Raw genomic sequence first — 25,078 nt, forward strand, 5'->3', positions numbered from 1 at the left:
TCAGGCGGATACCGCGTCGGGGCGGACAGCGGCGAGCTTGTCCGCGAGCGAGTCGAGCAGCGCTGCCCGCTGCTCGACGAGAAAGAAGTGGCCGCCGGGCAGCAGCTCGGTGGAGCGCAGTCCAGGCAGGACGTCGCGCCAGGCCTCCAGCTGGGAGGCCGCGACCTGGCGGTCGTCGCGGCCGCCGAACAGGTGGGCCGGGCACGACGGCGCGGCGGCGGGTGTGAATCGGTAGTCGTCGAAGATCTCGAAGTCGCTGCGCAACGCGGGCAGGAACAGCGCCATCACCTCCGGGGTCTCGCGCACTTCCGGCGGGATGCCGCCGTAATGGCCGACCGCCGCGACGAACTCGTGGTCCGGTAGCTCCGACAACCGACCCGGCCTGGGGAGATGCGGGGCCACCGCGCCACCGAGGAACAACGCGCGTGGCGCGATCCCCTCGGGCAGGCGGCGGGCGACCTCGTAGGCGGCCAGCGCGCCGAGGCTGTGGCCGAAGAACGCGAACGGAAGATCGGTCAGCGGCAGCACCGCGGTCAACGCGGTCTCGACCAGATCGGTGAATCGCCGGATCGGCGTCTGCGCCAGATGCCGTTGGCGGGCGGGCAGTTCCAGAACGCACAGCTCGATCCAGTCGGGCAGCTGGCGCCGCCACGGCGTGTAGGCCGCCGCCTTGCCGCCGGCGAAGGGCCAGCAGAACAACCGCAGGCTCGGCGTCGCGGCGCTCTTGCGATGGATGGTCAGCCCTTGCACCTCGCGAATCGGTTGCGCCGCAACCGCCGTCGGAGAGGTCATCGCGGCCGGACCAGTCGTAGCGGGTTCCGGTGCGACCGGCATAGCCGTTCTCGGTGTGACCGGCGCAGCCGCTGTCAGTGCGGCTGCCGAGGAAATCGCCGAGACCGCCTCAGCCGGAGCGGCTTGCGATAGGGGCAGCGCACGTACGTCAGCTACTGTCGCGATCCGGGTCACCGGGGCATCCAGCGTCGCGAAGAACTTCGACAGCGGTGCCGACGGGCCCACCTCGTAGCGGGGTGTGCCCGAGCGCAGCAACGCTCGCATGTTGGCCGTCCAGCGCACCGGGGCGGAGATCTGGCGGACCAGATGCTCGGCGAGGGTTTCGGGCCGATGGAACTCTCCGGTGTAGTTCGAGGTCACCGCGACCGCGCGCTCGGCCCGCGTGCGCGGTGCGCAGTCGGCCAGATGTCCGGCGAACTCGTCCTCGATGCCGCGCATCCAGCGGGAGTGGAACGGCGCGCTGACCCGCAGCGGGACGAACCGCAGTTCCGGGAAGCGCTCGCCGAGCACGCCACGTGCGGCGGCGACAGCGTCGCGTTCACCGCTGATGACCACCTGATCGGTGGAATTGTCGTTGGCCACCTCGACGCCCGCCTCGGCCACCAGTTCGGCCACCCCCGAATCGGCGATGCCCGGCAGGATCAGCGCGGCCATCGCGCCCGCGCCCTCCGGCACGGCCTGCTGCATCAGCGCGCCGCGCGTGCGCACCAGTCGTACCCCGTCGGCGAGTTCGAAGACGCCCGCCGCGACCAGCGCGGCGTACTCGCCGAGACTGTGCCCGCCGAAAGCGACCGGTTGCCAGCCGGATTCGCTCACCAGCACCCGGTAGGCGGCGATCTCCATCGTCAGCACGCACGGCTGGGTGTACTCCGTGCGATGCAGTCGCGGATCCCGCTCCACGCAGATCCGCAGCAGGTCCTCGCCCACCGCGGCGCTCGCCTCGGCGAAAGTGTCTCGCGCGAGCGGGAATTCGGCGCAGAAATCCGCTCCCATCCCGGTGCGCTGCGCACCCTGCCCCGGGAAGACGATCGTGCAGCTCACCGCAGCGCCTCCGCGGTCGGCTCGGCCCCGCGGGGTGCGGGGATGTAGCCCACCTCGGCGCAGTGCGCCAGGTACACCCGCACCAGATCCTCGGTCGGCGGGCAGTCGATGCCCGCCGCGCCGAGCACCCGCCGGGTGTAGGTGCAGTCGGCGTAGGAACTCTCCTCGTAGTGGATGGTGCCGAACAGTTCGATGCCGTACTTGAACATCTCCAGGGTCTGGCTGTCGTACACCTCGTCGGTGCCCAGCCGGTAGATCTGCCGGTCGGTGGCCCTGCGGTGGAATTCCTCCAGCGGCACCAACGCCACCTCGTACCCGGCACGCTGGACGTAGCGGACCACGTCGTAGTAGCGCCGGATGTCCGGATTGGTCAGGTGGTAGGTCTCCCGGTAGGTGGCGCGGCGCGTGGCGATGTGCACGATCGCGGCGCTGACGTAGTCGACCGGACTGATGTCCCAGTGCACCGGCGTCAGCATCGTCTCGCCGGTCTCGATCATCGTCTTGAGGATGTCGTAGTACGCGCCTTTGACGCTGACCTCGGAGAACGGGTACCGGCCGGTCCGGCTGTCGCCCATGATGTTGCCGGGGCGAACGATGTCCCACAGCAGTCCGCGTTCGCTCGCCTCCCGGATCAGCTTCTCCGACTCGTATTTGGTCTGCTGGTAGGGCAGATGGTCGTAGCCCTGACCCAGTTCGAGATCCCGCTCGGTGAACGGCGGGTTGTTGAAATTGAGCCGATCGCCCAGCGCGCTGAAACTCGACACGTACACCAGGTACTTGCCGCGCGAGCGCAACGCGAATTCCACCGCGCGACGGGTTCCTTCGACGTTGATCGGGGCCAGGGCGTCGTAGAACGTGACCAAGGTGGTGCGGCCCGCGGCGTGGATGGTCAAGTCCACGTCGTCGGCCAGCCGCCGCCAGGTGACCTCGTCCAGGCCGAGCCGTTCGCTGGAGACGTCGCCGAGCACCGCGGTGACGCGCTGCGCGAACGCCTCGTCGAGGGTCGACTCCGGGTCGTAGGTGCTCAGGAAGTGCTTGATCCGACGCTCGGCCGCGGCCACGGTCTTGCCGCGCACCAGGCAGGTCACCCGGACGTCGGTGCGGGTGAGCAGATCGTGCAGCAGCTTGCCGCCCAGCACGCCGGTCACGCCGGTGATGAAGACCGACCGCACCGGGATCGGGACCTCTGTCGTCACCACGGGGATGTCCTGCTGGGCCGCTGTGGCCGCGGCGACCACGGTCGGGCGTGGGGCATCGTCGTGTGCCGTGCCGGAGATGATGCCTTCGGCCACCAGATAGTGCGACAGCGACGCGATCGTCGGATGCAGCTCGGTCGATTCCGCCGGGATCTTGACGTCGTAGTGCTTCATCAGCCGGTTGAGCATTCGGACGGTGGCCACCGAGTCGAATCCGAAGTCGGCGAATTCCGCCTCGAGGTCGAGCTCGGCCGGGTCGGACTTGGTCAGATCGGCGAAGATCTCCCGGATGTGCTCGGCGAGCCGGTCGCACAACTCGCTGTCGAATTCGTCACCGGAGGGCTCGGCGACGGCCGGTGCGGCGACTTCGGCGGTGGGCGTTTCGACCGGTTCCGGCGGTGCCGCAACGTCCTGAGGCGCTGTGCCGTTCGGTGAGTGCCCGTTGCGCTGCTCCGACTGCGGTGGCTCGATCTCCTGCGTGACCACTGTCTTCGCGACCACGTGCGGTGTTCGTCTGCGGTAGTCCTCGGGCACGATCCAGTACCTGCGCCGGGCGAACGGATAACCGGGCAGACCCACGATCCGGCCGAACGGCTGCTCGTAGCCCTGTTCCCAGTCCACGGTCCATCCGCCTGCCCACAGTTCGGCGACTCGCGGCAGGTTGCCCGACCGCAGCAGGGCGCGCACTTCGGCGCGGTCGGCGTCCGATTCGCCGGGCAGCTCGTCGAGGTCGCGGTGGGTGCGGGCCACGCCGCGGAAGACCAGTAGTCCCTCCGCCGGTGCGGGTGCGCCGGCATCGGCTGTGCTGTCGAGTAGTTCGACGAGTTCGGCCGTCGAGGTGGCGACCACCGCGAGTCGATGTTCGAACGGTGTCCGGCCGACGGCCAGCGTCCACGCCACATCGGGCAGCGCGAGAGGGTGATCGCGCAGCCGATCGGCGGTGCGGGCGGCCAGCTCCGCGAGCCGGTCGGCGTCGCGGGCGGACAACACCACGATCCTCGGCCGCCCATCTTCCGGCGTTGCCGCCACGGGCTCGGCGTCGGTGAGGATCATGTGGGCGTTGGAGCCTCCCGCGCCGAACGAGCTGACGGCGGTGACGCGTGGTGTGCCGTCGCCGGGGCGCGGCCAGGGTGTGGGCCGATCGATGACGTGGAACGGTGTCGCCGCGAAGTCGATTCCCGGGTTCGGTGGATCGCTGTGCAGGTTCGGCGCGATGGTGTCGTGGCGCAGTTGTAGCAGCGCCTTGACCACGCCCGCCGCGCCCGCCGCCGCTTCCAGATGTCCGACACTGGATTTCGCCGAGCCGATGCCGCAGTAGCCCTGCTCCGCTGTCGAGCGCCGATAGGCCTTGGTGAGGGCCGCGATCTCGATCGGGTCGCCCAGCGCGGTACCGGTGCCGTGGGCTTCCACGTAGCCGATGTCGGCCGCGTCGACGCGTGCCGCGGTCAGGGCTCGGCCGATGAGGTCGGCCTGGGCGACTGGGTTGGGGACGGTGAACCCGTTGGTGCGTCCGCCGTGGTTGACGGTGCTGCCCCGGATCACGCCGTAAACGCGGTCACCGTCGGCGCGTGCGTGCCGCAGCGGTTTGAGGACCAACGTGACCACACCCTCGCCCGGCACGTAGCCGTCGCCGCCCGCGCCGAACGTCCGGCAGCGGCCGTCGGTGGATGCCCAGCGGCCGTAGCCGAGCAGCAAGTACTTGCCGGGATGGATGGACACGTTCACCCCACCGGCCAGCGCGTAGGCCGCTTCGCCGCGGCGCAGACTCTCGCAGGCCAGATGCAGCGCGGTCAGCGATGCCGAGCACGCCGTGTCGACCGCGAGAGACGGGCCGGTGAAGCCGAAGTGGTAGGACACCCGATTCGCCACCGCAAAATACCCCGAGATCGGCACGCCGACGAACGCCTGGTACTCGGCGTAGCCGACCCCGGCGAAGACGCCGGCATCCGGCAGGCCGCGTGCGGCGGCGCTGCGGCGTACCCGATCGGGCGAGTAACCCGCGTCTTCCAGAGCCGCCCAGGAGGTTTCGAGGAACAGCCGCTGCTGTGGGTCCATCTCCTCGGCGTCTTTGGGGGTGATGCCGAAGAAGCGAGCGTCGAACTTGTCGACGTCGTCGATGAATCCGCCCCAGCGCGCGTAGGTGGTGCCCGGTTCGTCGGGATCGTCGGACAGGTATTCGCGGTGATCCCAGCGTTGCGGCGGCACCTCGACGATGCAGTCGCGACCGGCGACCAGGTTGGCCCAGAACTCCTCGATGTCCCCCGCCATCGGGAACTTGCCCGCCATGCCGATGACGGCGATGTCCGCCGCGTCGTCCGCGTCGTCGGCGGAATGCTCGGCGGGAGCGGTGGGCTCGGAGGTGACCGAGCCCGCCGACGCGGGTGCGCCGCCGGATGACGCGGTTGCGTTCGTCGTGTTCTCGGTGACGGCGGCCAGACGCGGCCCGTGCTCGTCGGCGAGGTAGCCCGCGAGGTCGCGGACGGTCTGGTATTCGAACATCAGCGTGCTCGGCATCGGTCCGAAATCGGTTTCCAGCCGGTCGTTCATCTTGCTGATCAGCACCGAGTCGATGCCATAGTCCTGCAGCGGGATTCGGGTGCGGATCCGCTGCGGGTCGAGTCGGCAGTACTCGGCGAGCAGGCCTTTGAGGTAGGTCTCGGCGGACTGCCGTCGCTGCGTGGGATCCGGCGATGTGGGCAGGACATGATCAGGCGCAGCAAGTCCACGAGCCCGATCGTCGGCAGCGTTCTGGGGCGCGCTGTTGTCCTGGAGCGCAGCGGCCGTCTGTGTCGCGGGCGCCGACGAGCCTCCGACCGCTCGCGAGGATGTCGCAGGTCCATCGAGTGCCGTCTCGACCATGGACGTGCCGGATGCCACCGCTGCGGCGGTGCTGAGCTCGCGGGGCGCCGCGCCGGTCGATGGGGCTGCGGTGCGCTGCGTCGCGGCGAGGTCCTGGGCTTCGCCGACAACGGAGCTGTGCGACGGGCGCGCCGTGTGCTCGGACGAAGGGACGCTCGAGTCCGGTGCCCAGCACCGTTCCCGGTCGAACTCGTAGCCGGGCAGATGGATACGGCGCGCGGCCGGGTCGGCCCAGCCCGCATGTGAGACGTGCCCGCCCTCGACCCATTGCCGTGCCACCGCCTCCGGGTCGTCCAGCACGGTGGCAGTGTCGCGGTCCGCGGCGGGGGTGTCGGTCGTTCCGGTGTAGACCCCGGCAGGCCGGTCGCCGTCGGCGAAGGCGGCAAGCCGGGCCACGACCGCATCCACCGAATCCCCGACCACCGCGAGCCGATGCTCGAATTCGCTGCGCCCGGCCGCGAGCGTGCGCGCTACGTCGGCGAGCGACAGGTCCGGGTGCGCCGCGAGATGCCTGCGCAGCGTCCGCGCCATCCGCGACAGGCTCGTAGCGCTGCGCGCGGAGAGCACCACCACCTGCGGTATCCCGGGCCCCGCACGCCGTGCGGTCGCGACGGCCGGTGCGCCGTCGACCACCAGGTGCGCGTTGGTGCCGCTGAAACCGAAGGAACTGATCGCGGCTCGGCGTGGCGCGCCGTCCCAGGCCCGCAGTTCGGTGTTGACGAAGAACGGCGACTGCTCCAATCCGAGCAGCGGATTCACCGAAGCGACGTGCAGTGACGGCGGCACCTGTCCGGCGCGCATGGCCAGCAGCACCTTGAACAGGCTCGCCATGCCCGCGGCGTGCGAGGCGTGCCCGATGTTCGATTTCACCGATCCCACCGGGATGACGCCGACCGCGTCGGTGTAGCGACGGAACGCCGCGGTGAGTGCCTCGAGTTCGATCGGGTCGCCCAACCGCGTTCCGGTGCCGTGCGTTTCGACGTAACCGATGGTGGACGGATCGATCCCGCCGTCGCGATACACCGCCAGTTCCAGTTCGGTCTGCGAACGAACGCTGGGTGCGGTGATGCCGTTGGTGCGGCCGTCGTGGTTGACGCCGATCCCGCGGATCACCCCGTGGATCGGGTCGCCGTCGCGTTCGGCGGCGGCCAACGGCTTGAGCACCACCACGCCGACACCCTCCGCGATCACGAAACCGTCGGCGTCGGCATCGAAACTCGCGCATCGCCCGCGTGGTGAGAGCATGCCCATCGACGAGGCGAGCAGGTGGTATTCGGGTGTCACGAACACCGCGACACCCCCGGCCAGCGCCAGCTCCGACTCCCCCGCGGCGAGACTGCGGCAGGCCTGGTGCAACGCGACCAGCGCCGAGGAACACGCGGTGTCCAGACCGAGACACGGGCCGGTGAGATCCAGGTGATAGGCCACGCGGGCAGGCAGGATGGCCGGGCTGTTACCGGTGAACACGTGATGGGAGCCGACCGTTCCGCGGTTGCGCAGCAGGGTGGCGTAGTCCGAACCGGGTGACCCAGCGAAGACGCCGCACCGGGTGCGCCGCAACGACTTCGGGTCGATGGCGGCGTCTTCCAGGGCCAGCCAGCTGTGTTCCAGGAACAGCCGCTGCTGCGGGTCCATGTAATCGGCTTCGGCAGGCACTATGTCGAAGAACGCCGGATCGAACTCCTCGACGCCGTCGAGGAAGCCGCCCCACTTGGAGTAGGTCTTGCCCGGCGTCGCCAGGCCGGGACGGAAATGCTCGGCGATCGGCCAGCGTCCGGCGGGGATCTCGGTCACCGCGTCCCGCCCTGTGGCGAGATCGCGCCAGAACTCCTCGAGGTTCGCCGCGCCCGGGAACTGCCCGGACATGCCGATGATGGCGATGTCCATCGATGTTGACCTTTCGCTGGGCCGTGCGGGCGGCGCGGTGGCGGTTCGAGGAGCCGAAGCGCCTTGTTCGGCCATGTGCCTGCTGAGCAGCCGCACCGACGGATGGTCGAACACCACCGTGGGTCGCAGCGTCAAGTCGTAGCGGGCGTTGACTCGATCGATGATCTTCACCGCGAGAATGGAATCGACGCCGTAGTCCGACAGCGGCAGCTCCGCGCGCACCTCGCCGCGCCCGACACCGAGGCCCTCGGCGACGAGGGCGACGAGTTCGGCTTCCAGGACGGCCGCACCACTCACGGTGGCCGGTTCCGCGTCCGGCCGCGCACCGGCGGGCGGGTTCCCGGTATCGGCGAGGCCGACTCGCGCGGTGGCGGGCTGCACCTCGGTCGGGGGTAAGGCGACAGCGGGCAGCGTGGTGGCGCTGACCGCGGCCAACACCCGGAAACTCGGCTCCGGGTCCTCCGACAGGCCGGGACCCCAGGCGCGGATTCCGGAGAAACCCGCCGCACTCATGGCGTCCCGCCACTGCGATTCGGACAGCAACGGCGAATACGGGAGACGCGCCTCGGGATCGCGATACGCGTGCCAGCCCTCCAGCAGGCCGAACGTCAGCGCGAGAACCTCGAGGTCGGCGGTCGCTTCGGTACAGGCGAGCACGCCGCCGGGCGCGAGCAGCCGCCGGACGTTGCGTAACGTCGCGTCGATCGACCGCGTCGCGTGCAGGACGTTGGCACAGATCACCAGATCGGCCTGGTGTGCGGGGAAGCCTTGCGCGATCGGATCCGCCTCGATGTCCAGCACCCCGAACCGCACGTTCGACCGCGTACCGAAGGTGCGTCGCCCGTGCGCGACGAAACTGTGCGACACGTCGGTGTAGTGATAGTCGAACGCGATCCCGCGTTCGGCGAGCGCGTCGAGCACCGCGTGCGTGGAACCTCCGGTGCCCGCGCCGACTTCCACGATCCGCACCGGCCGGGTCTCGCCGTGCCGCTGCGCCACGGCCGACACCAATCCGGCGAGCAATCCGTTGGTGAAGTCGTAGGCGGCGTTGCCGCGATAGATCGCGCCGACCAGTTCGAGGTCTCCGGCGGGGAACAGCACCTCGGTCGCGGACATCTCGCCGCGCAGTACGCGCGGATAGGCGGCCAGGCAGGCATCGAGCAAGGCCACGTACGGTTCGGTCTCCGGGAAGCGCGCGAGCAAGTCCGCGCGCATCCCGCCGGTGCCCGGTGGCGGGCCGGCGACTTCGATCCGGCCCTCGTGCCATCGCACCAGCCCGTGTCGCCGCAGAATGTCCAGGCAGCTGGTGCGTAGCCGGTCGAATTCGGGCCGCGCACCAAGGCGCGCGTCCAGCGACGGCGTGGTCCACTCCCCCGGCGTGAGCCCCATTCCGGCGAAGGTGGCGAACAGCAGCATCGCCGCGTAGCGGCCGAGTTCGGCTTTACCGGGCTCCACTGTGCCCGCAGGCTGGATGGACGCTTCGAAGCCCTCCACCGCGGCGTCGAATCCCGAGAGCGGCGGTGCGATGATCCAGTAGTCGGTGCGCTCGAAAGGATAGCCGGGCAGCGGGATTCGCTGCCGCGGCCCGCCGCGTCCACGCCAGTCGACATCGGCGCCCGCGACCCACTGCCGGGCCAGCTCTCGGTCGTCCGCCGCGGGCGCGTACAGCGGTGGCCGGGTGTGTGCGTCGACGCTGCCGGTGACCAGGGGGCCGAGCTGGTCGGCGCCGAACTGGTCGAGCGCGTCGGCCACCTCGAGCGGCGAGGACGCGACCACCGCGAGCCGGTGGGCCAGTGCGGGCCTGCCCACTTGCAAGGTGCGCACCGCGTCGAGGAAATCCGCGGGATCGAGGGTGCGGAAGTGCCGTGCCATGATCTCGGCGTAGCGGCGCAGCCGCTCCGGAGTGCGCGCGGACAACACGAAGATGTCGGGTTCACCGGTGGCGGCCGGACGCACTCGGTCGTCGATGAACTCCGCGAGCACCACGTGAGCGTTGGCGCCGCCCGCCCCGAAGGCGCTGATACCCGCGTGCCGCGCCACCGCGACGCCGTCGACGGTGCGGCGCGGCCAATCCTCCAGTTCACGCGGTAAGCGGAACGGCACCGAGTTGAACGCGATGGCCGGATTGACCTGTGCGGCATGCAATGTCGGCGCGATCCGGCCGTGACGCAGCTGCAACAGCACCCGGGTGAGACCCGCGATGCCCGCGGCCGCTTCCAGGTGGCCGATATTCGACTTCGTCGACCCGAGTGCGCGGGAGCGGCCGTCGCCGTTTCTGCCGAAAGCGGCGGCCAGCCCGGCTATTTCGATCGGATCGCCGAGCGGTGTGCCGGTTCCGTGCGCCTCGAGGTAGTCGATCGCGGCGGGGTCGACCCCGGCGGCGCGCAGGGCCTCGCCGATCACGTCGGCTTGCGCCCCTGGATGCGGCACGCTGTACCCGGAGGTCTGCCCGCCGTGATTCACCGCGCTGCCGAGGATCAGGCCGTGGATGGTGTCGCCGTCGGCGCGGGCGGCCGACAGCGGCTTCAGATACAGCGCCCCGACGCCTTCGCCGGGCACATAGCCGTCGGCGCTCGCGGCGAAGGGCCTGCACCGGCCGCTCTCGGACATCATGCCCAGGCTGTGCAGCAGCAGGAATTTGTCCTCGTGCAGCAGCAGGTTCACCCCGCCGACGAGCGCCGCGTCGCATTCGCCGTCGAGCAGGCTGCGCCGCGCCAGATGCAGTGCGGTCAGCGACGCCGAACACGCGGTGTCCACGGTGAGGCTCGGTCCGCGCAGACCGAGGGTGTAGGAGGTGCGGTTGGCGATCGACGACGGGATCGAGGCCACCGCGACCGGATCGCCGTCGCGGCTGGCCGCCACTCCGAGCAGCCGGTAGTCGCTCCAGGTGGCGCCTACGAACACACCCACCCGGCGGTCGCGCACGGCCGGGTCGGTGTGGTGGTAGCCGGCGTGCTCGAGCGCCGCGTACGCCTGCTGCAGGAACAACCGCTCCTGCGGGTCCAGCAGCGGCGCCTGAACCGGCGGGATGCGGAAGAACTGTGGGTCGAAACCACCCACGTCACGCAGGAATCCGCCGGTCATCGGTGGCGCGCCGGGCGTGCCTCGGACGGAGGTGAGCCACCAGCGTTCGGCGGGGACCGGGCCGACCGCGTCGTGTCCGTCGCGCAGATTGCGCCAGAACTCCTCGATGTCCTCCGCGTCGGGGTAGCGGCCGCTGATTCCGACGATCGCGATGGGCTCCTCGACGGGCTTGCGATGCTCGTCGACCGGCACGGTCGCGTGATGCGCATCGCCCGGCGCGGGTGGCGCGTCAGACGGTGCGGTTGCCGGTTGTAGTCGTGCTCGCAGGATGTCGCTGTGGCCCCATACCGCGGCCAGTTGTGCGCGGTGGAGCGTCGCGCAGGACAACAGCAGGTCCAGTCCGGTCGCGGTGGGCAGCAGTCCCACACCGGCGCGCCGCAGCGCGGCGATCTGCTCGGCGGGGGGATGCATACCGCCGTCGGCCCACAGCGGCCAGCCGATGCTGATCGTCCTGCTTCCGGCTCGATCGCGCTGTTCGGCGAAGACGTCGAGATAGCGGTTGGCCGCCGCGTAATCGGCTTGCCCCGGGTTGCCCAGCACCGCGGAGACCGAGGAGAACAACACGGTCAGGCGGGTCTCCGGCAGCGCCCGCGTCAAGTGCTCGACGCCGTAGATCTTCGGTGCGAGAACGGTTCTCGCGTCGTCGCGGCTGCTGCCGGACAGCAGTCCGTCGCGCAACTGACCCGCACCGTGGTAGAGCACGTCGACCGGCCCGAAGGTGGCGTGGGCGATCGCGGCGACGCGTTCGGCGTCGGCCGCGACCGACACGTCGGCGCGCACGTGTACGGCTTCCGCGCCGAGTTCGCCGAGCTCGGCCAGCAGTCCCGCGGCCGACGCGTCGAGCGGACGGCGCGATACCAGCACCAGCCGTGCGCTGTACTCGGCGGCGAGGCGGCGGGCCAGGTGACGGGCGATCCCACCGAATCCGCCGGTGACGACGACCACCGATCCCGTGCGCAGCACCGCGTCGCCGGAACTCGGCGTGGCATCGGTGAGCGGGCGGGTCCGGCGGATCCGGCGTTCTGCGCCGTGGTAGCGGATCTCGGTGGCGGGGTCGCGTTCGTCGATGCCCAGCTCCGTGGCCACGATGTCGTCGATCGGACGGGCGGGGTCGCGTTGGATGGCCCGCAGCAACGGTTGCGGCTGCTCGAGCCGCAGTGTGCGGGCCGCACCGCCCAGGAGGGCGCAACTCGATTCACCCGCGGGTGTCGCCGGTGTGAGAGCCAGCACCAGGCGCACCGGCGGTTCGGACACCGCCGCGACCGCGCGCAGCAGATCGCGCAGCGGCAGGTACACCCGTTCGATCAGCGCCTGCGGGTCACTGTCTGTCGTCGTTTCGGGCCACAGGTACACCGCGGCGTCGAAGCACAGCCGCAGGGCCGTCAGCTGGTCGACCAGCAGCTCCATGTGCCGTGCGTCCGCCGGGTCGACGACGAAAGCGTCTGTACCGGAGACGAACTCGCCACCGGGACGGACCCGGATGACAGTCGCGGCCGCGCCGTGCGGGTAAGGGTGCTCGGCGGTATCGAAGACGAGCAGGCTGGTGGGTTCCCGACGCGTATGCGCGGTGGTGTCGGGCTCCCAGTCGAACCCGAAAACGACGAGGTCTTCCGCCGCTACCGATTCCGGCGACGCGACCTGGTCCACTGTCGGCGGTCCCGCCACCTCTGCGACCACGATGGATTCGGCCGACGCGGCGGGGCGGTAGTTCGCGCCGACGATGTCGGCGAGATGTCCGGCGAGCGCGTCGATGGTCTGGTACTCGAACAGCAGCGTCGGATACAGCGGCTCGCCGACCCTCGCCTCCAACTCGGCGGTCAGCCGCAGCAGACGACCGGAATCCAATCCGAGCTCGTAGAACCCGACGTCGGTGCCGATCCCCGTGGCGTCGGCGCCGAGTTCACCGGCCACGAGAGCGGCCAGGTCGGCGGTGATCACCGCACGCGGATCACCCGAGGCCACCGGCACCGTCGTCGGTCGCGGCGTGGCTTGTCCCGTGGGTGCTGCCTGCGGCCGCGTCAGCAACCGCTGGATATCCGCGCTGCCACGCACACGCTTGGACGTCAGCCGATACCGCGCCACCGGCGCTCCGTCTTGGTCGTAGAGCGCCACATCGGCTTCGAGCAGGTCCCCGCCGTGCCCGCCACCGCGGACCGCCGCTCGCACGAGCACCTCCTCGGGCGTCGCGCGCCAGGCGCGGACGTCGCCGAAGAAGATGGGAATGAACGCGCTGTCGTCGTCCACGCCGAGCCGCTGCGGATCGATGAACGGCACGATCGTGGATGCGTCGAGGAACGTGGGGTGCAGCAGGAAGCCGGGCAGATGCGCCGTGGCCTCCGGACCGAGACCAAGCGTCGCGGTGACCACATCGTCACGCCGGGCGAAATGTCCGGTGGCGCGCATGAATTCGCGATGATCGATACCGCGGCCGCCGGTCTGGGCGTACAGCTCCGCCATGCCGCGCGCACGCGACGCCGCCCGGAAGTCGGCCGCATCGATCCCCGGCGGCTGATCGGAGGAAGCAGACCGCACCACAACGCATTCCGCGACAGGCTCGATCGCGCCGACCGGCACGCCTTTCGCGTCCAGGCTCTGGACGTCGATGGCGATCCGGCCGGTCGGACGATCCACGCGGAACGCGATGCGCACCGCGCCGTCGTCGGCGAGGGCGACCGGACGCTGGAACAACGCCTCCCGGATCGTCAGCTCGCCGGGCCGGTACCCCGCCGCCATCGCCGCGCGCAGGATCATGTCGAGATACACCACGCCCGGCAGGATCCGCACACCGTGCACGCGATGGTCGCGCACCACCGGGTCCTCGGCGCGCAGGGTGGTGGCAAAGCTGTCCAATTCGATCCCGCTCATCGCAGCGGCTCCACCTGGAGGAACGACGGTGCGGGCGCGCTGATCGGCACCACGATCCGCGGCGCGGGCTCCGTCGATGTGCTGGGAACCGTTTTCGGCAGCATGAAGCTCCTCTTGCGGAAGGCGGGTGGATCCAGGGGGTGGCGTGTCGGACGGTGCCCATCGGGCGCCTGCTCGACGATGAGGTGGGCATTGGTGCCGCCGAAGCCGAACGAGCTGACGCCCGCCGCGCGGGGCCTGCCGTCGGCCGGCTGCCACGGGCGCAGTTCTCGGTTGACCTGCAGCGGCGATCCGGCGAACTGGAATCGCGGATTGAGGTTGTCGCAGTGCAGCGACGGCGGCAGCGCCGCGTGGTGCACGGCCAGGATCGTCTTGACCGCCCCGGCGATGCCCGCCGCGGACAGCAGATGCCCGATATTGGTTTTCACGCTGCCGACCGCGCACGGCTCCGGGCCGCGCGACCGGTCGCCCAGCACGGTCGCCAACCCCTTCAGTTCGATGGGGTCGCCGATCATGGTGCCGGTGCCGTGCGCCTCCAGATACGACAGCGCGTCCGGGGACATGCCCGCCACTTCGAGCGCCGCGGTGACCACCTCGATCTGCGCCCGCATGTTGGGTGTGGTGATGCCCATCGTGTGCCCGTCGTTGCCGATCGCCGAGCCGCGCAGCACCGCGTAGACCCGATCGCCGTCGGCGAGCGCGTCGTCCAGCCGCTTGAGCATCAGCAGCGCCGCGCCCTCGCCCGGCACGAAACCGTCGGCGTCCTCGGAGAACGTCGCGCACCGCCCGTTCGGCGAGAGCACACCCGCCGCCGACAACGTGACGAACAGCATCTCGTCGAGCAGCACTTCCACCCCACCGGCCAGCGCCGCGTCGACCTCGCCCGCCCGCAACGCCTGGCAGGCCAGATGCACCGACAGCAACGACGACGAGCACGCGCTGTCGAGCACGACATTGCCCGCGTGCCAGTCGAAGAAGTCCGAGATGCGCGCGGCGATGAAGTTCTGCCCGATGCCGATGATGGTGTGCCGGTCGGCGACCGGGATGCGGTTGAAGTAATTCGCCGCCCTGCTGCCTGCGTAGACGCCGACTCGCTTGCCCGCCAACTCTTCGCGCCGGTATCCGGCGTCGGTGGTGGCCAGCACCGACGTCTCGAGCAGCAGCCGCTGCAACGGGTCCATCTGCCAAGCGAGTTCGTCGGTGACGCCGAAATACTGCGGATCGAACAGATCGATGCCGTCGACGAAGCCGCCCCATTTGCTGTTGGTCAGACCGGGTCCGCCGCCCGGGCGGTAGAACCGGGCGGGATCCCAGCGGGCCGGGTCCACCTCCCGGATGCCGGAGGCGCCCGTGGCGAGCAGGCGCCAGAACGCGTCCGGAGTGTCGCCGCCCGGAAGGCGGCAACCGATGCCGACCACGGCGATGGGCTCGGCTGCCCGGCCACGGCGGGCGTCGGCCGCCCAGGTGGCCGCACTGGGACGGGATGTCCCGCGGTCGGATGTGCGTTGATGATCAGCCGGTGGCCGCTGCGGATCGGCCGGTGGATCCGGCGGCGCTTCGGGCGCGAAACGTTCCGGGAATTGCTCGGTCAACAGACCCGCCAAGTCGTCCAGGGTCGGGAACTCCAGCACCAGCGCCGGGTCGAAGGGCGCGTCGACGACCTGCTCGATCCGGCGCACCGCCGAGGCGATCAACACCGAATCCGCGCCGTACTCCTCGAACCGTTTGTCGCCCTCGAAGCGGGCGGGGGCCAATTTCAGTTCGTCGGAGAAGATGCGCAGCAATTCCTGATACGCCGCCGCGGAGCCGTTCGCCGCCGTGGGCCGCGCGGTCGGCACGGGCGCCACCTCTGCTGCAGGTCGATTCGTCTGTGTCGAAAGATGAAGTGCCGCACCGTGGTAGGGCAAGACCACCGGGGCGGGTAGACCCAGTGCCGCGTCGAGTAGTTCGAATCCTTCCGCGGCGCTGAGGGTGGGCAGGCCGGTGGCGCGGTAGGCCGCGCTGGTCACCTCGCCGAACCCGGTGTCACGGAACGACGGCCAATTGATCGACCGGAACCAGTGTCGTCCCAATGCGTGCTGGGCCTCGGCGAAGCGGTCGAGGTGCGCGTTGGCCATCGCGTAGTCCGACAGGCCCACCGACAAGCCGGGCAGCACGGCCGACACCGAGGAGAACAAGACGAAGAAGTCGGGACGGTCGGCGGCCAAGACGTCGGCGAGGACCGCGGTGCCCGCCAATTTGGGCGCGAGCACGGTCGCGACGGCGTCGCCGGTCTTGCGCACGAACGCCGGGCTCTCCGCGGATACGCTTCCCGCGCAGTGCAGCACGCCGCCGATCGGGCCCAGCTCGTTGCGCACTCGATCGAAGAAGCCGGACAACCCCGCCTCGTCGGTGAGGCTGCCGAAGTAGGTGCGCACGGCGACGCCGCGGTCACGCAACTGCACCAGCCGCCGAACCTTCTCCGCCTCGGGGCCGGTTCCAGCAGCGACCCGGTCCCATTCCGTCTGCGGCGGTAGCGGTTCCCGGCCGAGGACGGCCAAGCGGCGCGCTCCGCGTTCGGCCAACGCCGCCGCGAACGCCGCACCCAGTCCGCGCGTGCCGCCGGTCACCACATAGGTGCGGGCGGGATCCACCACCAGACCGTCGCGTGCTGTCGCGTCGGTGAGTTCGACGGCTTCGCGTATTCCACCGCGATACCGCACCCGCGGCGCGCTGTCCTCGGTGGCCGCGCTCTCCGCGCCCAGTATCGCCAGCAATCGCGCGGGATCGGCGCACACCGCGTCGCGCTCGTCACCTATATGGACGCTCCGTGTGCGCACGTCGCGGATCTCCTCGGCAAGCGCGGCAACCAGGCCGCCCAGCGGCGCGGACTCCGGGCCGTCCGCGCCGGGGTGTCCGGCGGCGATGTGCAGCAGCGCGAGCGAACCGGCGCGCGCCTCGATCACGCCTTGGTAGAAACCCATTCGGCCGAGGTCGCCGGTGGGTCGTCCGGTCGCCGCGGGGACGAGGTCGCACACATCGAGGACGCAGTCGGTGTCGGGATAGCGGGCCGCGAGCGCCCGGCCGAGCGCAGCGCCCGCGTCGAAGTCGTCGCGGTGCAGGTCGCCCGGTAGTTCGGAGAGCCGCACCAGGCGGCCCGGATCACCGGTAGCGGCGGTCAGCGCCTCCACCAGGTGGTGCGGGGTTCGCGCGTCGTATACCAGCAGGGCGCGGCGGGAACGCAGGTCACCGCCGGGCAGCGCAGCTTCTCGCCAGACCGGGACCAGCAACCGTTGCGCTGCTGCCCGGCGGGTCGGCGCGGACTCCCGCATCCCGGCCTCCGTCTCGAATCCGCCCGTCGAAAGCTCCGACAACGGCTCGAGTGCGAGCCATTGCGCTGATACGGGTTGCGGTGCTCCCGATTGGAGCGTGGCCTGCCCATTCAGCGCAGGGAGCGCGACCGGAACAGGTCCCGAAGTCGACGTGGGCTGCGGCAGCGAGGTGTTGTCCGGCGTGAATGTGGACTGGTCACTGTGCCCGGCACCCGGTTCCACGCTGGGCGCGACGTCCGGAATCCAGTACCGCTCACGGGCGAACGGGTACGTGGGCGCGGGAATCCGGCGTCGCGGTCCCGGATCACGGACGGTGGCCCAATCGATGTCCTTACCGCCGAGCCAACGCGCGATCCGGGAATCCTCCGCCGCGTCCCGGCAGGATCTGGCGCCGGGCACGTCCTCGACCCAGGCGCGGACCGCGGCGCGCAGCTGGCCGATGTCGCGCGCGACGAACGCGGCGCGCGCGCTGCCTGCCTGCCGACCCACCTGCATGGTGAAGGCCAGATCGGCGAGGTTCGGCTGCTGCCCGGAGAGGAAACGGTCCAGCGCGGTGACGTACTCCGTGAGCCGCTCGCCGTCGCGCGCGGAGAGCGGGACGACCTGACCGCCGCTGAACCGCGTCTGCGGCCTGCGATCCACGTACTCCTCGATCACCACGTTCGCGTTGGCCCCGCCTGCCCCGAACGAACTCACCGTCGCCCGGCGCGGCCGCGCCGGATCTCCGCCGGGCCATGGCAGCGGGCGGGACGGGATTCGGAACGGTGTGGCCGCGAAGTCGATGTTCGGGTTGGGCGGCGTGGCGTGCAGCGACGGCACGATGGTCCGGTGTCGCAACTGTAGGAGCACCTTCGTCAGCGCCGCGACACCGGCCGCGGCCTCGAGGTGGCCGACATTGGACTTCACCGAACCGATCGGCAGCTCGGCCACGCCGGACGTGCCGAACACCTTTGCCAGACCGGCGATTTCGATCGGATCGCCCAGCGCGGTGCCGGTGCCGTGCGCTTCGACGTAGGAGACCGACGCCGGGTCCACGCCACCGGTGCGCAGCGCCGAGCGGATCACCGCCGCCTGCACGTCGGGATTGGGCACCGTGAACCCGTTGACCCGGCCGCCGTGGTTGATCGCGGTGCCCTTGATGACGCCGTAGATGGTGTCGCCGTCGGCTTCGGCGTCGGCCAGCGGCCGCAGCACCAGCGCCCCCACACCCTCACTGGCCACATACCCGTCGCCGCCTGCGCCGAAGGAACGGCAGCGGCCGTCGGTGGAGGCGAACTGCCCCTGGCTGAGCGCGACGAACTTGTACGGGTGCAGTGACAGATTGACGCCGCCGACCAGCGCCAGCCTGCATTCGCCGGTCCGGATGCTCTGGCAGGCCAGGTGCAGTGCGGTGAGCGAGGACGAGCACGCCGTGTCCACCGCCATGCTCGGCCCTTGGAAGTCCAGGGCGTGCGAGACACGATTCGGGATGCTCCAGAACGTCGACCCGGGCAGCGTGCCGCGCCCGAGCCGGGACTCCTCGGCCCCGAACATCTGATAGGTGCCCCACATGACACCGACGAACACACCGGCCTGCTCCGGACGCAGGCCGCCACGGGCCAGGTCGGCCCGGGAGTGTCCGGCGTCTTCCAATGCGGCCCAAGCGGTTTGCAGGAACAGCCGCTCCTGCGGGTCCAGGATCTCCGCCTCACGCGGGGAAATGGCGAAGAACAGCGGATCGAAGCAGTCGACGTCGTCGAGGAACCCGCCCCACTTGGTGTACGCGGTGAAGGGGTTGTGGCGGTCGGGGACGAAATAGCGGCTGTGATCCCACCGCTGCCGCGGGATCTCGGTGACGCAGTCGCGTCCCTCGACCAGCACCCGCCAATACTCGTCGAGCCCGTCCGCGCCCGGGTAGCGTCCGCTCACGCCCACGATCGCGATGTCCCCCACCGCGTCGGTGTGGCGATCGGTGTTCGAGATGGCGGCCGCGGTCGGTGTCTCGCGCGATGCGAACGACTCGGCCGACGCATGTCGGGCCTCCTGCCGACCGACGCTGGGCGCGGTCGGCGCGGACGACCCGAACGGGTCTGCCGATGCGTGCGCGGTCACGGGCCGCCGGTCGCGCGAAGCCGAGCGGCCGGCAGCGGCAGCCGCGTCGTTTGTGCCGGTCTGGTGAGTGCGCGGGGCAGTATCCGTCGCCCGCGGCGGCACGGCCGCGACGCCGTTCGACATGGGCACGGTGCCGCCCACGGCCATCTCCACGTTCAGCCGGGGAGCGGGCGTCCGCGCCGCCGTCCGATCGGAGGAATCGCCATTGCTGTCGATCGGCGGCGGCGCGGACGGCGCTTGCGCGGAGGCCAGCCGCACCAGCAGGCCGACCACCGCGCGCGGGGTGGGGTACTCGAAAGCCAAGGTGGCGGGCAGGCGGTGACCGCTCGAGCGCGACAGTTCGTCGCGGATCTCGAGCGCCGCGACCGAGTCCAGCCCGAGTTCGTGCAGCGGCCGATCGAGATCATCGCCGGGCGCCAACCCGAGGCAGCGGCGCACCAGCGCCTCCGTCCGCGCGGACAGGTCAGTGGCCGAATCGGTTGGCGTAGACGTGTTTTCGATCGGCGCGACGAAGTCCAGCAGCACGTCCGGCACGTCGGCGGCGATCACACCCGACATCGTCAACGGCATTGCGGTGACCGCCGGAGCCGCGGAACCGATCAGTTCGGCGAGCGTGTCGAAAGCCTGCTCGGGTCGCAGCAGGCCGTAACCACGGCGGGCCAGCCGTTGCACCGCGCCGCTGCTGAGCCGCTCGACCATTCCCGTGTCCGCCCACGGGCCCCACGCGATCGACAGCGCGGGCGTGCTCGACGCGTCGCGCGACTCGGCCACGCCGTCGAGGAAGGCGTTCGCGGCGGCGTAGCCGGCCTGACCGGGCAGTCCGACCACTGCCGCGGCCGAGGAGAACAGCAAGAAGAATCGCAAGGACCGGCTCTCGGTCAGCTCGTGCAGATGCCATGCCCCGAACGTCTTCGGCGCGAGCACCCGCCCGACCCGTGCGGCCGTCTGCTCGGCGATCACGCCGTCGTCGAGCACCCCGGCCAGGTGCACCACGCCCGCCAGCGGCGGCAGCTCACGGTCGATCCACGTCAGCGTGGCCGCCACGGCCGTACGGTCGGCGACGTCGAGCGACCGCACCTCGATCCGAGCGCCACGCTCCCGCAATTCGGCGATGGCGGACTCCGCTCGAGCATCGGGCGCGGACCTCCCGGCGAGAACCAGGTCCGGCCAACCGCGGTCGACGAACCAGCGAGCCAGCCGCAGACCGACCCCACCCAGGCCGCCGGTGATCAGCACCGTCCCACCCGCGCCGGAGGCGACCGTCGGCGCGCTGGGCACTGTCAACGGCACGAGCCGAGGCACCCGACGACGCCCCTGACGCAGCGCGAGCTGCCGCGGCGACGAGGGTGTCACGAACGTGTCGACCACAGAGCGAACGTCGGCATCCTTATCGAGATCGATTACATGACAGCCTATTTCGCGGTGTTCGAGCTGCGCGCTGCGGGCGAATCCCCACAGCGCCGACTGCTGCGGCGCCACCCGATCGGAAGGCTCCACTCGCTGACCGTGACGGGTGAGCAGCCACACCGCCGGTTCTCCGGCCAGCGCCGCGGCCTGCACGAGATGCAGCGCGCCCACCACCAGACGTTCCGCGGCCACCGGTGCGGGCGCGTCCTCGTCGGACAACGCGACCGCGGAGACGATCCCGCGCAGCGGTGCGCGACCGTCGTCCACCGCGCCGAGCAACGCCCGCACGGCCGCGGGCACGCCGAGGTCGATCTCGAACTCGTCTTCCCCGCGGAACCCGAACCCGTCACCGGGCCTGGCGACTACACACTCCCCGCCACGTGCCCGCACCTCGTCCGCGACATCGTCGGCGAAGCTTCCGGGCGCACCGATGACGAGCCAGCGCCCGGCCGCGGAGGCCGGTGCCGCCGGGCCGGTCTCCCGCCAGTCGATACGGTAGGTGTCCGCGACCGACCGATCGGGAACCGCCGGGGCGGACGACTGCCCGGCCGAATTCGGCGTGGGCATCACTCGCAATCCGTTCGCGACCAGCACCGCAGAGCCCTCCTCATCGAGCAGTCGAACATCGGCGACACACAGCTGCGGCGTCTGCTCGAGGACGCGCACATGGCCGAATCGAACGGTGCCCGCCACGGCGGAGACGAGTACCTGGTCCACCGCGAACGGCACCCACGTCTGCTCGTCGGCCCGCGGCGACATCGCCGCATAGGTGGCTTGGAACGCCGCGTCCAGCAGAACCGGGTGCACCGCCCCAGGGCCGGTATCGGTATCGAAATCCGACAACGTGGCCAAGGCTTCGCGCCGACCCAGGCGCAGGCCGACGACACGGCGGAACGCCGGTCCGTAAGGCAGGCCCGCGCGGGTCAGCCGTTGGTAGAACTCCGCTGCGGCCAGGTGTTCCGGGCAGGCGCCGAGGATCTCCCCAAGAGAGGCACCATCCGGGATCCGGTGCGTTCCGGTGCTGACATGGGCGCGGGCGTGTGTGCCTGCGCTTTCCGTCCGCACGTGCACCGCGAATCCGTCGGCGGTCGGGTCGAAGTCGATTCGTACCTGCTGCGGGCCGGTCAGCGCGAGTCCGCTGGTGATCACGAGGTCATCGATCGCGACGACGTCACCGGCGACGAGTCCGTGCGCGACGTCGGCGATGGTGGCGACGAACCAGGCGCCCGGCACGACGACAGTCCGATCCACGACATGGTCGGCCAGATATGACGGAGAATCCGGCCCGAGCGTCAGATCGAAATTCGTTGCGGTGCTGCTCGATATCGAATGATCTGCCTGCCGGGCCGCAGCCGCAGCGATCTCTTGCCGCGTCCGAGGACCCGCATAAGGGACGGCATCCACCTCGGCCGACGGAGGCGCGGCCCCGAGGTCCGTCAGAGGATTCGGCTCGGCTGCGACGCCCGATCCTGGGACCGTCTCGTGACCGCGAGTTGGATGGGTCGTGACGCTGCGATCCGATAGCTCGGCATGCAGATGCGTCGAAACCATCGAGTGTCCTGCGCCTGCGGCCTCAGAGTGCGAAAGGACTGCGTCGACCGGACGCGTCGAGTAGCCCACGGCGGGTGTCGGTGCGGTTCCGGGCTCCGCCGAGACGCTGCCCGACCGCATGGAGATAAGCGTGTGCCCGTCGCCAGCGCTGCCCGGTGCCGCCACAGCGTCGTAGGACCGGGATTCGACCCAATAGCGTTGCCGCTGGAAGGGGTACGTCGGAGCGAGCGCGCGCCGACGATCGTGCGGACGGTGCACCTGCTCCCAGTCCACCGCCACGCCCCCGACATACAGGCGTCCCAGCGCCGTCATCATCGTCTCGCGATCACCACGGCCGCGACGCAGCGACGCGACGAACCGCGCCGAGTCACCCAGCACGCGCCCGCCGAGCGCGGACAACGTCGGATGCGGCCCGATTTCGAGGAACTCGTCGATCCCCAGCTCGGCCAGCGCACGCAAGCCCTGTGCGAACCGGACCGGCTGACGTGCATGCCGCGCCCAGTACCGCGGGTCGAGTTCGCCCGGGCGCAGCACCGCACCGGTGAGGTTGGAGATCAGCGGAATCGCGGGATCGGACATCGTCGCCCGGGACGCCGCCGCGGCGAGGTCGTCGAGAATCGGGTCCATCGCCGCGGAGTGGAAGGCGTGCGAGACGGTGAGATCGGCGGACCGTATACCGTTGGCCGACAACTGCTCGCGCAGCGGATCGAGTGCGGCTCGCGGTCCGGCGACCACCACCTGAGCCGGTCCGTTGTATCCCGCGATCGACACCGCGGGCGCATACCGTGCGACGAGCGGCGAGATCTGCTCGGCGGGGGCGTCGACGGCCACCATCGCGCCTCCGTCCGGCAGGCGCTGCATCAGGCGACCGCGCACGGCGACGAGCCGCAGGGCGTCCTCCACGCTCATCGCGCCTGCGGCGCAGGCCGCGACGTATTCCCCGACGCTGTGCCCGAGCACCGCCGCCGGGGCGATCCCCCACGACCGCCACAGCTCCCACAGCGCCCACTCGACCGCGAACAACACCGGCTGGGTGAACACCGTGCGACGCAACAGCTCCGGACCGTGATCGCCGTAGAGGGCCTCGATCAGCCCGATACCGTCCGCGATCGGCCCCAGCACCGCGTCACAGTGCCGCAGCGCGTCGCGGAAGACCGGTTCGGAGTCGAACAACTCGCGGGCCATGCCCGGGTACTGCGATCCCTGCCCGGTGAACAGCAGCGCCACCTTCGTGCGCGCGGTTCGCTCCACCCGGCCACGGATCGGAATCGGCGCACGCAGCTCTCGCGCCACGGCGGCGCTGGTGTCGGCGACCACCGCGAGCCGTTCTTCGAAGTGTGTCCGCGCGGTCGCGGCGGTGTAGGCCAGATCGCCGAGTGTCGCCTGCGCCGAGTCGATTCGGTCTGCCCAGCGCCGCGCGCTGTCGGCGAGGGCGGTCTCGTCGCGCGCGGAGAGGACGAGTACCTGCGCGGTCGGCGATTCCGGTCGCGGCGCGGGTACCGGATCACCCTGCGCCAGGATGACGTGCGCATTGGTGCCGCTCATCCCGAAAGAGCTGACGCCGATCGCCGGTTCGTGCCCGGTGCGCGGCCAGTCCCGCGCCTCGCGCACCACTTCCAACGGCAGCCCGGCCCAGTCGATCAGCGGGTTCGGAGTGTGGAAGTGCAAGCTCGGCGGGATCCGGCGGTGCTGCAACATGAGCACGGCTTTGATGACGCCCGCGACGCCTGCCGCCGCCTCGGTGTGCCCGATATTGGTTTTCACCGACCCGATGAGCAGAGGCTGCGTGCGGCCCGATCCGTACACCTCGGCCAGCGCGGTGGCCTCGATCGGATCGCCGAGCGGGGTGCCGGTGCCGTGTGTCTCGACGTAGTCCACCGTGTCCGGCCGCAGGCCCGCCCGTTCCAGCGCGTCGGTGATGACGCGCTGCTGGGCCGGGCCGTTGGGTGCGGTGAGACCGTTGGACCGTCCATCGTGATTCACCGCGACGCCGCGCACGATCGCCAGCACCCGATCGCCGTTGCGCCGGGCCTGCGACAGCCGGGTCAGCACCAGCACGCCGCAGCCGTCGGCGCGGACGTAGCCGTTGGCGTCGGCGTCGAACGCGCGCGAGCGTCCATCGGGCGACAGCGAGGCCAGGCGGCAGAAACCGATGGTGGTCTCCGGAGCCAGCTGGAGGTTCACCCCGCCCACCAGCGCCAGATCGCAACGGCCCGCTCGCAGCCCGTCTTCCGCCGCTTGCAGCGCCACCAGCGAGGAGGAGCATGCCGTGTCCAGCGTCATCGCCGGGCCCTGCAGCCCGAGAACGTAGGCCAAGCGTCCGGCCGCGACGCTCGGCGCCGAACCGATCACCGAGTATGCGCCGATCGCGGTCGGATGGTCGGCTCGGGTCGGCGTCGCCGGATACTCGCTGAAGCACAGTCCGACGAACACCCCGGTGCGGCTGCCCGCCAACGCGCCGGGTGCGCGGCCCGAGCGCTCCAGCGCCTCCCACGTGGTTTCGAGCAGCAGGCGTTGCTGCGGGTCCATCGCGCGTGCCTCCGCCGCGCCGATACCGAAGAACGCGGGGTCGAACTCGTCGGCGTCGTCGACGAAACCGCCCCAGCGGGTGTACATCGTGCCCAGGGACGCCGGGTCCGGGTCGTAGTAGGCGTCGATGTCCCAGCGCTGCGGCGGCACCTCGGTGATCGCGTCGCGTCCGTGCCACAGCAGGTCCCAGAAGTCCTCCGGTGTGCGCACCCCGCCGGGGAAACGACAGCTCATGCCGACGATGACGATCGGGTCGTCGTCGGGCCGGTCGCTCTCGAAGTCGATGCCCGGCGAAACATCCTGTCTCGCAGACTGTTCTGGTGGAGCCGCGATCGGGTACCGCGGCGTGGGCGCGACCGGGCTCACCTCGTCAGCGAGCGGGGGCACATCAGCCGCGACCAAGGGCACGTCAGCGGGCACCGGGGACACGTCGGCCGCGACAGCGGACACGTCAAGCCCAGGCAA

At 70.6% G+C, this 25,078-nt stretch carries 3 protein-coding genes (1 of these 3 only partly in view); all 3 read right to left on the minus strand.

Annotation, left to right across the window (positions count from 1 at the left end):
• Tightly spaced (each overlapping or abutting the next), the 3 genes in view from ACIA5H_RS26235 to ACIA5H_RS26245 form a layout consistent with a single transcriptional unit that may run on beyond the window.
• Window positions 1–1,833 carry a thioesterase domain-containing protein gene (locus ACIA5H_RS26235; protein ID WP_397077954.1) on the minus strand — a complete coding sequence of 611 codons (1,833 nt, stop codon included), beginning with the start codon at window positions 1,831–1,833 and terminating at the stop codon, window positions 1–3.
• On the minus strand, window positions 1,830–13,724 hold the full coding sequence (locus tag ACIA5H_RS26240; protein WP_397077957.1) for a thioester reductase domain-containing protein: 11,895 nt from the start codon (window positions 13,722–13,724) through the stop codon (window positions 1,830–1,832). Before ACIA5H_RS26240 ends, ACIA5H_RS26235 begins: the two co-directional genes overlap by 4 nt.
• Window positions 13,721–25,078, minus strand: the 3' portion of a protein-coding gene (locus tag ACIA5H_RS26245) for an SDR family NAD(P)-dependent oxidoreductase (protein ID WP_397077959.1). 10,383 nt of this gene lie beyond the right edge of the window; only the last 11,358 of its 21,741 coding nucleotides appear in the window; its start codon lies off the right edge, out of view; it ends in the stop codon at window positions 13,721–13,723. Before ACIA5H_RS26245 ends, ACIA5H_RS26240 begins: the two co-directional genes overlap by 4 nt.

This window comes from Nocardia sp. NPDC051900 (assembly GCF_044452545.1).
Lineage (GTDB): Bacteria > Actinomycetota > Actinomycetes > Mycobacteriales > Mycobacteriaceae > Nocardia > Nocardia sichangensis.

Bases quoted from the DNA above. Each gene is read 5' to 3' on its own strand.
- ACIA5H_RS26240 (WP_397077957.1), bottom strand. From the start codon at position 13,724: ATGAGCGGGATCGAATTGGACAGCTTTGCCACCACCCTGCGCGCCGAG.